Raw genomic sequence first — 12,155 nt, 5'->3', positions numbered from 1 at the left:
CAATCCAGCGTTTCTAATAAATCATTATAGATAAGATATACATATGTAATGAATTGGAGTGTCGCTGAATGAGTAAACGTATAGAAAAAGTTCAAAATTGGTTAAAGGAACAAAACATCGAAGCAGTTTTTATTAACTCTAAAGAAAATGTTTTTTACTTGTCAGATTTTCTTACTGATCCCCACGAACGCCTTATGGGCCTGTTTCTATTCAAGGAGTCAGATCCTTTATTTGTACTTCCAGCAATGGAAAAGGGACAATTGAAGAATGCCGGGTGGGAGTATGAAATTATTGGTTATGGTGACCATGAAAACCCGTGGGACTTTATTAAAACTTCGATCGAGCGGAGAGAGACAGGCGCTCCAGAAAAACTGGCTATCGAAAAAGAAGTGCTATCTTACTCTCGCAGTGAGGCATTTTTGTCTCTTTTTCCTAAGGCGGAGGTCATCAATGCCGAGGATAAATTGAACGAGCTCCGGGTTGTCAAGGATGAAAAGGAGATTGAAACCATACGCAGAGCAGCTGAAATGGCTGACTTCGGAGTGAAAACAGGAGTCGAAGCACTTCAAGAGGGGATAACAGAGATGGAAGTCCTCGCCAAGATTGAATATGAATTGAAGAAAAAGGGATTCGCCAAATGTCATTCTCCACAATGGTCCTCTTTGGTGAGAAATCCGGTGAACCCCACGGTAATCCTGGGGGCCGCCAGTTAAAATCAGGAGATCTTGTCTTATTTGACTTAGGTGTTGTCCTTGATGGTTATTGCTCTGATATCACTCGTACGGTGGCATTTAAATCAGCAACAGATAAACAAAAAGAAATTTACGATACTGTGCTTAGGGCAGAATTGGCTTCACTTGAGATGAGTAAACCTGGAAACAGGATCGGCGATTTGGACAGCACTGCCCGTAAAATCATTTCAGATGCGGGCTATGGAGAATATTTCCCTCACCGAATCGGTCATGGAATGGGAATTAATGTTCATGAATTTCCCTCAATGAGCCATTCAAATGATGGCATCCTCAAAGAAGGAATGGTTTATACTATTGAACCAGGAATTTATATTCCTAAAATCGGCGGAGTCCGTATTGAAGATGATGTACTCGTTACTGAAAATGGATATGAAACGTTGACGAAGTTTCCGAAAGATTTGCAAATCATCGACTGAAGCTCATAAACTGAAGCGTCCAGCTCTGGCAACGGGTACGAGACGTGACTAACATAGGTGAATATATAATAAGAAAAAGAGCCAGGTGCTGATTTTCATTCAGCATCTGGCTCTTTAACTTTCCAGGGGATAGCTCCATGCACTTAGTCCTGATTTTAGATTATAGACAGAAGTAAATCCATTGCTCTTCAATATTTCTGCTGTTTGAGAAGAGCGATTACCGGTTCTGCAAACTACCAAATAGGGTTGGTTTTTATCCAGCTCATCCAACCTGTTTTGAAGATCATCTAAAGGAATCAACAAGCTGTGTTGTAAATGTCCTTGTGAATATTCTTCTTCGCTTCTGACGTCTATGACTTCGACCTCACCGGCATCAATCATTTGCTTGGCTTTTTCATTCGTCAGTTCTTCCTGGTTACTGGAACTGCAAGCCAAAAGCGCAATAGGAATGAGAGTAAACAATAGAAGGATTCGAGCAAATTGATTCATGTAAAAAAGCTCCTTTCTGTTCTGAAATTGCTCTGTTTAGCGGTTAACTGCTTCCTGATTAACCTTAAGTATATATGCTTTCCTTAAGTCTGTCGTATGAAAAGGGTTAACTAGTTGAGAGTATAAACAACAATCTATTCGCAGACACCCTTATGAAAAGCGTTGAAAAATATTATTAAAAACTTGTCAACCTAATATTGTTTAACTCCCTTTTCCCAAGGATAAATACAGGTTAACAAGACCGAAGGAGGAATGATTCTATGAAAAAGATATTAATGGTCCTTACAAATACTGAACAAATCGATAAAGATCACCAAACTGGCTTGTGGTTATCTGAATTCGCGGAGCCGTACGTTGAATTTACAGGCAGTGGGTACAGCGTGAGTGTCGCCAGCATAAAAGGGGGAAGAGTACCAGTTGATCCCAATAGTGTGACCGAAGGTGAGATGCCCCCGGATGAATGGGAAGGAGCCATTCATGAACTGGAAAGTACGTTGGTTTTATCACAAGTAAATGTAAATGATTATAATGCGATTTTTCTACCTGGAGGACATGGCACTATGTTTGATTTACCAGGTAATCCGGCGTTGCAGCAGGCATTAACACATTTTGCAGAGAATAACAAACTGATTGGTGCTGTATGCCATGGACCTGCAGGGTTTGTTGATGTCAAGTTATCTTCCGGCAGGTATCTTGTAGAAGGGAAACAGATTACCGGCTTTACGAATGAGGAAGAACAGCAGTCCGATATGGATTCATTGGTGCCTTTCTTAATGGAATCCAGATTAAGGGAAAATGGGGCAGACTTTCAAAAGGGAAGCGCGTTTTCAGACTATGTAGTGTCGGATACAGGTTTTGTCACAGGTCAAAATCCCCAATCCGGTTTGAGCACCGCAAAAGCTTTTGTTGAACAGCTTCAATAGAATAAATAAAGGATAAGCCGGCTATTGAGGCCGGTTTTTCTTATTTTGTTTTTACCGTGAATATGACATAATTGAACTCTTGAAATGCGAGAGGAAGTGATTAGTTGAAAAGCTTTTTGATTAACTTGAAGGATCGAATCTGGTTTGTGCCATCACTTTATAGTCTATTGTCATTGATTATGGCAGTAGTCACGATAGTAGTTGATTACTACTGGGCCGCTTCGATGAAAGAATACCTGCCCGCATTTATGCTGACGAAAGTTGATCTTGCACAAACGGTGTTAAGCACAATAGCAGGATCGCTTTTAACGATGACCACCTTTACTTTTTCTACAGTGATGGTTGTTTTGACTACTTACTCTTCTCAATTCTCACCAAGAGCCCTCAAACATTTTGTGAATGACAAGAAGACTGTCAGGGGACTGGGTATTTTCATGGGTGGCTTCATTTACTCCATAATCACATTGCTGTTCATGAGGAACACACCTAATGAGGATTTGGTTATTGCTGCGTTTTTTGGCGTGGTGTATGCCATTGTATGTCTTGCATACTTTGCTTATTTCATCCATCATGTGGCTACTTCGATTCAGATCAGCAGTTTAATCGGAAGGCTGGAAAGAGATGCGATGAAAATAGTGAAGTTCTATAAAGAGCTGCAAAAGAATAACGTTGTTCAAGAACAAATGATGGACCATGGCAGGTTTTTGAACAAGAAAGAAGTCTGCAGCCAGGAAAGCGGCTTTCTCCAATTTGTCGATTTTGAGGGTTTATTGGAATGCACAGCTGCTAACGATTTCTTTATTGATTTTGAGATTAAAGTAGGGATGTTCATCAGAAAAGGACAGCACCTTTACACCATATACAGTCAAAAAGAAAGCAGTGGCGATTTATCGGAATACTTATCCTTCGGCAGCGAGAGGATGGGGAAGTATGACTTGGAGTTCTCTCTGCAGAGGATTTCCGAGATAGCTGTGCGGGCTGTATCCCCTTCCATTAATGATCCCAATACAGCGAGGGATTGTATTCGGTATTTAGGAGTATTGCTGGGAGAAACCGCGGAATTGAATGACGGTCATTTGACGATGATGGACAAGGAAAACAAGCAGCGGGTTAGAATACCATTTTTCGTCTTTGAAGAATTACTGTATAAATCCTTTTATCAAATTGTACATTATGCAGATCAGGATATTTCAGTCATTCTCGCTCTCCTTGAAGCAATGGTCATTATACAAAAGGAGATGCCGGAAGGAAGGCAGGAAACTGTATACAGTTTTCATAAATATATTCTTCAGAACATCGATAAAGAAGAATTGCAAGAGTGGGATTTGAAATTCCTGGACGATAAAATAACTGAACTTCAAAGTGCTATAAACTGATTCATATTTAGAGGGTAATTTTCTTCTCATTTTTGCTTTAATCTGTATAATATAAACAGAAAACTATAAAAGAAGGAAGATTTCGATGATTATTAAAAACGATCAAGAGTTACAAGCCATGAGAGAGATTGGGAAGGTAGTCGCATCCATCAGGGATGACATGAAAAATGCCGCAAAGCCCGGAATGACTACAAAAGAGCTGGATAACCTGGGAGCGACGCTTTTCGAAAAGCATGGTGCCATTTCTGCTCCAAAACAAGAGTATGATTTTCCTGGCTTTACCTGTATCAGCATTAATGAAGAAGTTGCTCATGGAATCCCTGGTGACCGGGTGATTAAGGAAGGCGATCTCATTAATATTGATGTTTCCGGTTCAAAGAATGGATTTTATGCTGATACAGGTATCTCTTTTGTTATAGGGGAAGGCAGTGAAAAGCTTCAGGATTTATGTGAAGCCGTCAAGAAGTCATTTGACGCTGGACTTAAAAAGATAAAAGCAGGTTCTAAATTAAACGGAATCGGTAAGGCTGTCCATAATGAGGCACGGAGAAACGGCTATACAGTCATCAAGAACCTCACAGGACATGGAGTTGGAAAGTCTCTTCATGAAGAACCGTCCCATATCATGAATTATTTTGATCCATGGGATAACGGTCTTCTTGCAGATGGAATGGTAATCGCCTTCGAACCTTTCGTATCTACAAATGCTGAAGAAATTGTCCAGGAGGATGATGGGTGGACATTCGTTACAGAAGATAAAAGTTATGTAGCCCAGATTGAGCATACCATTGTGGTGACTAAAGGGGAGCCCATCATATTGACCCTTGGAGCTGAGTGAGAACCCCTTTTAGATCTGATTTTCATGAACAGCCTGTGAGAATTCACAGGCTGTTCGTTTTATTTTGAGGTTTATTTAGTCCATAAAAAGCTTTTAATAGAATGTCTACATGGAAGCTCGGCTGAGAGGGCGCATCTCCCCACACTTTTGATAAGAACTAATACTTTCATTTTAAGCAACCCAATTTCCTTAATCTTATTAAGAAATTTCCTTACTACTATTGAATAGGCATCAGAATCGGAGTATTATAGAGGTTAGCAACGTATTTATATACCATTCCCACTCCCTCCCTAAACCTGCATATTAAAACCACTCTATAAAGATACCATTTCATTCATACCTAGGAATAAAATCCCATTACAATGGTGAAACACAAATGTAGTGACTCTATTATACTCTCGTAATTGTACTGTATTACTCCTGTGTTAGCATGAAGAATGTGAGTAAAGATATCGTACCACTTACTAACAAAGGAGAGGATTACTAGAATGAAGAAAACAGTTATCACTCTTGCAACGGCAGCAAGTTTAACTCTAACAATGGGCGCAGGTGCCTCTGCGGAAAATGTAGAAGTTAAGAAGGGCGATACTCTTTGGGGGTTATCAAAAGAATATGGTACATCTGTTGAGGATCTTCTAAGATGGAATAACTTAAACTCCGATTTAATTTTCCCTAATCAACAATTGAGAGTATCATCTACTGAAAATTATACAGTAGAGTCTGGAGATACCTTATGGGGAATTGCTAAATATTACGGCGTATCAGTGGATGGACTTATGAATACCAATTCACTGAATTCAGATATAATTCACCCAGGTCAAAACCTTGTCATTGATTTGGACAACCGTGGAGTAGCTACTCTTGTTAATAAGCAGGAACAAGCTTCTTCCCCAGAGCAAGCTCCAGCAGAAGAGTCTAAAACTGAGCCTGCAGCGCAAGAAACTGCAGCTGCTGAACCTGCTGAAGTACAGGAAACTGTTCCCGCACAGCCGGCTGAAACTCCTGTGAATACTCAGCCAACCCAGGAAGAAGCAAATGCCATCACTGTTTCTGCAACAGCCTATACGGCTGATTGTATTGGATGTTCAGGTGTTACCAAGACTGGTGTCGACCTGAATGCTAATCCAGACGCGAAAGTCATTGCGGTAGACCCTAATGTTATTCCGCTTGGTACTGAAGTCTATGTTGAAGGATATGGCTATGCGACTGCCCAAGATATTGGCGGAGCAATTAAAGGTAATAAAATTGACGTATTTATCCCTGAAAGACAAGATGCCCTTGATTGGGGAGTACGTTCAGTAAAAGTTACAATTCTTGATTAATCAATAAAGTAAGAAGCAAAGGCTGCTGCCTTTGCTTCTTTTTTAATGGTCTTGAAAACCCTGGTTATTCCGGTGGTTCCAGCGAGCTTATAGCGAGGAATAGAAGAACTCCCTCCATAATGGGATAAACAGATTTCCGTAAAACTTCTTCCACTTCAAGCAGTGGGGGTACCTTTGAAGCACATGGATAATCTAAAATTAGCGGAATTTTTCCGGCTAAGCTGCGAAATTGCATTCGATATGGGGTATATAAGCGGAAATTTTCCGATTAAGCACAGCTAAAATAAATGGACCAATTGTAATATATTTTTAGCAAATAAGCGGAATACCTCCGCCTAAATTAGCTGTTTCTGGTGCTCTTTTTAAAATAAGCGGAATTTCTCCCCTTATTTATTAAATTTTTTCCATTAGAGATAAATTGCTGATGAAATCAATCAGTGGCTCTTTTAGTCCGTGGCCGGTAAGAGAGGTTTTTTGCAGGGGATAGCAAACCAAAGGTAATTTTGAATTGTTCCTCCTGTAACTAATGCTGCTTAATTCAGAGATTCTTTTAGAAAGAGAGATTCCCTATTGAGATTGTTTCTTTAAATAAAAAGGAAAGGCGTAGCGCCTTTCCTTTTTACTAAATTCTTCGGTATCATGTTAAATTTCAAAAAGGTTTACGAACAAAGCCTTCATTATGAAAATACTTCCTCCAGAACTTTTTCTTCTTTTTCGTTTAGAAGTTTTTTTGGATAACCCCGTCTACCTCTTTGCTCATATTTTCATTTAGCATATGGTCAGTTCCTTTGTCACCAAGAACTAAGATTTTATCCCATTTTCGATCAGCAGCCACTTTATCCAGCTTGCTTCCAAAGCTTTTGAAACAGCGTTTTTGATTCGCTTCAACCCTCTGCCGGAAGTGGTCATCCTGGGTGGCACTTCCTCCGTTGCTACCGAAGTAGATATTGGCAGGCTGCGGTCCTGCATGCCTTTGCCATTCTTTTTCCAACTTACTTATTCTTTTTCTGAATATCATCTGTGTATTCTCCTTATGAAGTGTTTTTTTCATAATTAAATTGGTGCAGACCTGGGAATTTCTAGATATCAGTTAGTTTCTATTTATTTGTAAATGAAGAGCGATAAACATTTTTCCAAATAAATAGGAATAGTAGTGGAAAAAAAGTGAGAAGGTTCTTCATTTTGGACAGTGAGTGAAAATCTTCCTGAATCTTTACAGGTTGTAATGAAATGTAATGATTTCATCATTATTTTGTCACCGCTGTGAGATGAGTCTATGTTACTATTTCCTCTGTTGGTCTTTACGGACTTAAGGGAGGAATCAACTTGAAAAAGCATTTATTACTATTAATACTAACTCTATTTGTATTTGGAATTTATACTATAGCTGTTCAGGCAGAAAAAAATAGTGAATCTGAATCAGGCGTTACTGTAGAAAGCTATCATAATATTACCGAGGGAGATATGTTATGGAATTTGGCTTCCAAACATGAGGAAGCTGTTTTAACCGTAGAAACAAGGCAGCAGCTTATCCATAAAGGGAAAGAAGCAATAAGTCCAAAACAATCTGAAGAATCTGATGGATCACAAGAGAAGAATGAAAAAAATATTATCAAGGAAGTAGATGTTAAAGCTACTGCCTATACCGCCTATTGTGAAGGATGCATTGGAATTACCAAAACAGGTGTTGATTTACGTGCTAATCCGGATGAAAAAGTCATAGCTGTTGACCCGGCAGTCATCCCGTTAGGATCAAAAGTGTATGTTGAAGGATTTGGGTACGCCACTGCGGAAGATACAGGAAGTGCGATTAAAGGAAACAGGATCGATATCTTCATACCTTCACGTGAGGAAGCGCTGGAATATGGTGTGAAAAGTATAAAAGTACAAGTTATTGAATAATAGGGGTTCTAACATAAACTCTGTTGTTTTTTCTGTAATTCTTAAGCTAACGCTATAATTCACCAGTTATTTTTTGAAGCTAGAAAGATAAGAGCTGTTTCCTCCTATTAGCAAGGGTAACCGGGGGAGTAATCCGGCTCAGGAATTTTTTCCCCAAGCAGAAAGATATGCGAAAGCAGCTCAAAAGAAGAACAGAAAACCACTTATCTTAGAAGATGAGTGGTTTTCTTGTTTATATCAAACGTAAACGTGCCGGGAAGGACTGTCTCTTTTAACGCTTTAGCGTATTAACGTCCAGGTTTTGAGTTCGGGTTTTTGATGGACTGAATTTCTTTTCTGTCGCTCATTTGTCTTTCTGCCAATTCTTTTGCAGCTTGGTGTTGAGAGGGTTGGTTTTGTCTGCTCATGTTTTTTCCTCCTTATATACTTTTTTGATCTTTATTAGCTTTTGTATGTGCAATGAGATTCATTCATGTATTGAAATAACTCCAGGTATATATTCTAAGGTATCAATTTGATTTTAAAGGAGAAAATACTCATTGCATTCATAAATTTAAAGGAAGCTTTTTTGAGGGAAATATCTGAAAAAGGCTTATTGGTTGAATAGGGTGTATCAATCTGTTAAGGTTTAGAATGTTGTTTTAAAGAGCGGAAGCTAGGTTAATACATGTAAAGAGAACAACTGAAACTGACAATTACATATGAAAGGGGAATGATGATGAAAAAAATATCAAGTGTATTTTGGATCACAGTGGCCATTGTATTGGCTGCACTGGTTTTCGGGGCTTTTTTACCTGAAAGCTTTGAGAATTTCACAGGGCGTGTTCAAACCTTCATCAGCACGAACTTTGGCTGGTACTATCTGATACTCGTCACTACGATCGTAATTTTTTGTGTCTTTCTTATTATCAGTCCTATCGGTACAATTCGTCTTGGGAAACCGGATGAAAAACCGGAATATAGTACAACTACCTGGTTCGCTATGCTTTTCAGCGCGGGAATGGGTATAGGGCTTGTTTTCTGGGGAGCTGCTGAACCGCTTTCTCACTTTATTTCACCTCCATTGGCAGAAGGAGGATCAAATGAAGCGGTTAAAGAGGGAATGCGCCATACCTTCTTCCACTGGGGAGTCCATGCTTGGGCGATTTATGCCCTGGTAGCACTTTCCCTGGCTTACTTCCAATTTAGAAAAGGGGAGCCTGGACTGGTGTCCGCCACATTGAAACCTTTGTTCGGTGATCTAATGAAAGGTCCTCTGGGTGTCGTGGTTGATGTACTGGCAGTATTCGCTACGGTTGTGGGTGTTGCCACGACACTAGGTTTCGGTGCTGCACAGATTAATGGAGGGCTGTCCTATCTGCTGGGCATTCCGAATAACTTCTTTGTGCAATTTGTTATTATCGCTGTTGTAACAGTCCTTTTCATGATTTCTGCCTGGTCTGGTTTGAGTAAAGGAATTAAATATTTGAGTAACACCAATATGATTCTCGCACTGGCCTTACTAGTTATTATGTTCATCGTCGGTCCGACATTGCTCATCTTGAATTTATTCACCGATACACTTGGCGCTTATGTTCAAAACTTAGTCAGGATGTCCTTCCGGATCGCACCGCTGAATGAGGATCACCAAACATGGATTAATGGTTGGACTATATTCTACTGGGCATGGTGGATATCATGGTCTCCATTCGTTGGGATCTTTATCGCAAGGGTCTCACGAGGAAGAACCATTCGTGAATTCCTGTTTGGAGTATTAATGCTGCCATCATTGGTCAGTTTGATCTGGTTCTCGGTTTTCGGAACTTCCGCGATTGATATACAGCAATCAGGCGCTGTGGACTTGGCTGCTTATGCCACGGAGGAAGTTTTGTTTGCCGTGTTTAATCAGGTTCCGTTATCTGCTGTTCTCTCGATAATTGCCGTTATTCTTGTCAGCACATTCTTTATTACATCTGCTGATTCTGCGACTTTTGTCCTTGGGATGCAGACAACCTACGGTTCATTAACACCGCCGAATACGGTAAAGCTGACGTGGGGAATTGCCCAGTCGACCGTAGCATTGATTCTTATGTACAGCGGAGGGCTGCAAGCATTGCAGAATGCTTTGATTATCGCAGCATTTCCTTTCTCGATGATTATGATTCTGATGATGGTTTCCCTTTATCGGGCGCTTTCAAAAGAAAAGAAAGAATTGGGATTGTATCTTAAACCAAAACCGCGCAATAAAGTTCGATAAAGAGAAAACAGGTCTTCACTGGAGGCCTGTTTTTATTATTTAAGGGCGTTTTCACAGTCAATCAGCCAAGGGCGGCATACAGTATATTAACCATTGTACAAGGAGGTGGTACTGTATGTACGGTTACGGCGGAGGATATGGCTATGGCGGCGGAAACGGCTATGGCGGAAGCTTTGTGCTGATTGTGGTTCTGTTCATTCTATTAATTATTGTTGGTGCAGCTTATGTAAGCTAACTTGTTTTTAAAGAGCTAATTAAATCGGCTTTACTGGGAGCTGTCAAGTCATGGCGGCTTTCTGCCTAAGCCCGACATTGCCATGGACATAAAGAGAAACAGCTTCAGGAGGTATATTCTTCTGGAGCTGTTTTCTGTTTGTTTCTTACACAGATAATAGGATATTTATATTTTCATTTGCGATTTGCCGATAAGACCTGCTGCTTCTCATAGCCGGTAAGGAGGTAACAATCTCTAAGATTTTCTTATTATTTTGCCTGCAGGGAATAATCTAAGTGTCCGATTTATATGAGAAGGAGCCTTCAAAAATGGTGATTCTATGCTGAAGATTATGAGTTAAATGCGAATTTCAGTTTTCCAAGCGTCCAGTAATGGGGAAGGCAGCTTTCTCAAAGAGGTAAAATGTTGCTAATGCATACAATATTTCTTAGAATAAGATGTAGACTTATTAAAAGGACGATGCATTCTGATGGCGAAAAAGAGACCGAAACGAAGCTTGAAGAAAGATTCACCGGTGAAAATATTGATGATACCCGCAGCAATTTTACTTGTTTATTTTATCGTATATGGAGGTTTTCTTACATTTCAGGAATTATCAGAAGAGGCGAAGGAAGAAATACCTTCAGAGTATATTCCTATTTATAAAGATGCTTCACAAAAGTACGGGGTACCCTGGAACCTCCTGGCTGCCCATCATAGGGTAGAAACCAGGTTCTCTCAAATGGAAACAATGGTTTCTCCTGTAGGAGCAGAGGGACATCTGCAGTTTATGCCATGTACCTTTGTCGGCTGGTCACACCCCACTTGTGAGGGTCTTGGCCAAGGAGATATACCCGATGAAGATCTAACGGATCCTGGTATCATTGCTAAATATGGCGGATATGGGGTAGATGCCAATGGGGACGGTAAAGCTGACCCTTGGGATATTGAAGATGCTGTCTATAGTGCTGCAAATTATCTGGCCAGTAATGGGGCCGCGGATGGAGATATAGAAAGAGCTGTCTTTGCATACAATCACAGCGAACAATATGTAGAGGATGTTTTGTACTATGCTGAGAGGTACAAAAAAGAAGAAATGTAATGCTGTGAGGTAGAATTGCTTTCTCTTCCTAGAGAGAGAAAGCTTAGTATTCAGGGGAACCTGGATATTGGGATTATTCCAAGAGCAACAATACGGGAGAAAACAGCTTTTTAAAAACAGGCTGCCAAGTGATTTATATAGCAGCCTGTTTCTTTTTTAAAAAGTGCTTGAGGACCTGTTTACTAACTCTTTTTTCTCATGCTTTTCATAATCAGGCTCAACAGGAAAACTAGAATGATGGCACCTATTAATGCAGGAATAATGGCGATACCTGCAAGATCCGGACCAAAGTCTCCAAAGAGAGCACCTCCAAGCCATGCCCCGATTATACCTGCGATGATGTTACCAATAATGCCGCCGGGTACATCTCTGCCGAGAATCAATCCTGCAAGCCACCCGATTATTCCACCTACGATTAAATACAAAATGAATCCCATTCTTATTACCTCCTTTGATATATTTTTATATTTCTTAGATAAAATATACACAGAACATCTCAAAGTTAAACCAGGAGGAAAAATGGGTATAGCTATAAGTTGGTCTGCGATACTGCTGAGAGTAGAGAATAGAGAAAATGAAAATATG

General features: G+C 40.0%; 11 protein-coding genes and 1 pseudogene. 9 read left to right on the top strand and 3 right to left on the bottom strand.

Translation table 11 applies throughout. The features are described from left to right. Nucleotides 1–68: 68 nt before the first annotated feature. Nucleotides 69–1,168 (top strand): annotated as a pseudogene (locus tag B9Z54_RS11545) (M24 family metallopeptidase). A gap of 114 nt (nucleotides 1,169–1,282) precedes the next feature. On the opposite strand, the gene B9Z54_RS11540 reads toward B9Z54_RS11545, so the two are convergent. Next, nucleotides 1,283–1,657 (bottom strand): rhodanese-like domain-containing protein, encoded by a 375-nt coding sequence (locus B9Z54_RS11540; RefSeq protein WP_113928553.1) that lies wholly within the window; start codon nucleotides 1,655–1,657, stop codon nucleotides 1,283–1,285. Nucleotides 1,658–1,917: 260 nt separating this feature from the next. Here B9Z54_RS11540 and B9Z54_RS11535 point away from each other — a divergent pair, with 260 nt between their 5' ends. The 4 genes from B9Z54_RS11535 (at nucleotide 1,918) to B9Z54_RS11520 (ending at nucleotide 6,116) form a co-directional block, all read left to right on the top strand. Next, entirely contained in the window at nucleotides 1,918–2,580 is a 663-nt protein-coding gene (locus B9Z54_RS11535) for a type 1 glutamine amidotransferase domain-containing protein (protein ID WP_113928552.1), read from the top strand. A gap of 104 nt (nucleotides 2,581–2,684) precedes the next feature. Continuing rightward, nucleotides 2,685–3,956 carry a DUF2254 domain-containing protein gene (locus tag B9Z54_RS11530; protein ID WP_113928551.1) on the top strand — a complete coding sequence of 424 codons (1,272 nt, stop codon included), beginning with the start codon at nucleotides 2,685–2,687 and terminating at the stop codon, nucleotides 3,954–3,956. 85 nt (nucleotides 3,957–4,041) lie between these two features. Next, on the top strand, nucleotides 4,042–4,794 hold the full coding sequence (map, locus tag B9Z54_RS11525; RefSeq protein WP_113928550.1) for a type I methionyl aminopeptidase: 753 nt from the start codon (nucleotides 4,042–4,044) through the stop codon (nucleotides 4,792–4,794). Nucleotides 4,795–5,282: 488 nt separating this feature from the next. Then, the gene (locus B9Z54_RS11520) at nucleotides 5,283–6,116 is read left to right on the top strand and encodes a 3D domain-containing protein (RefSeq protein ID WP_113928549.1); all 834 of its coding nucleotides are present in this window, start codon (nucleotides 5,283–5,285) and stop codon (nucleotides 6,114–6,116) included. Between the two features lie 718 nt (nucleotides 6,117–6,834). Here B9Z54_RS11520 and B9Z54_RS11515 read toward each other — a convergent pair. After that, nucleotides 6,835–7,134: a VLRF1 family aeRF1-type release factor gene (locus B9Z54_RS11515; protein WP_113928548.1), complete on the bottom strand. Its 300-nt coding sequence runs from the start codon at nucleotides 7,132–7,134 to the stop codon at nucleotides 6,835–6,837. Between the two features lie 308 nt (nucleotides 7,135–7,442). Here B9Z54_RS11515 and B9Z54_RS11510 point away from each other — a divergent pair, with 308 nt between their 5' ends. The 4 genes from B9Z54_RS11510 to B9Z54_RS11495 all read left to right on the top strand — a co-directional run bounded on the left by B9Z54_RS11510 (nucleotide 7,443) and on the right by B9Z54_RS11495 (nucleotide 11,570). Continuing rightward, the gene (locus B9Z54_RS11510) at nucleotides 7,443–8,018 is read left to right on the top strand and encodes a 3D domain-containing protein (RefSeq protein WP_240189896.1); all 576 of its coding nucleotides are present in this window, start codon (nucleotides 7,443–7,445) and stop codon (nucleotides 8,016–8,018) included. A 718-nt stretch (nucleotides 8,019–8,736) separates the two neighbouring features. After that, nucleotides 8,737–10,254, top strand: coding sequence for a glycine betaine uptake BCCT transporter (locus tag B9Z54_RS11505; RefSeq protein ID WP_113928547.1), 1,518 nt, complete (start codon nucleotides 8,737–8,739; stop codon nucleotides 10,252–10,254). A 115-nt stretch (nucleotides 10,255–10,369) separates the two neighbouring features. After that, nucleotides 10,370–10,489 carry a YjcZ family sporulation protein gene (locus B9Z54_RS11500; protein WP_113928546.1) on the top strand — a complete coding sequence of 40 codons (120 nt, stop codon included), beginning with the start codon at nucleotides 10,370–10,372 and terminating at the stop codon, nucleotides 10,487–10,489. Between the two features lie 469 nt (nucleotides 10,490–10,958). Further along, entirely contained in the window at nucleotides 10,959–11,570 is a 612-nt protein-coding gene (locus tag B9Z54_RS11495; protein ID WP_113928545.1) for a lytic transglycosylase domain-containing protein, read from the top strand. Between the two features lie 182 nt (nucleotides 11,571–11,752). Here the strand turns inward: B9Z54_RS11495 and B9Z54_RS11490 are convergent, their stop codons facing one another. Further along, nucleotides 11,753–12,007 carry a GlsB/YeaQ/YmgE family stress response membrane protein gene (locus tag B9Z54_RS11490; protein WP_113928544.1) on the bottom strand — a complete coding sequence of 85 codons (255 nt, stop codon included), beginning with the start codon at nucleotides 12,005–12,007 and terminating at the stop codon, nucleotides 11,753–11,755. Nucleotides 12,008–12,155: the final 148 nt, after the last annotated feature.

This window comes from Bacillus sp. P14.5 (assembly GCF_003316765.1).
GTDB lineage: Bacteria > Bacillota > Bacilli > Bacillales > Bacillaceae_B > Rossellomorea.
The sequence above is the reverse complement of the archived record's forward strand: the minus strand, read 5'-3'. Positions and strand labels throughout refer to the sequence as shown.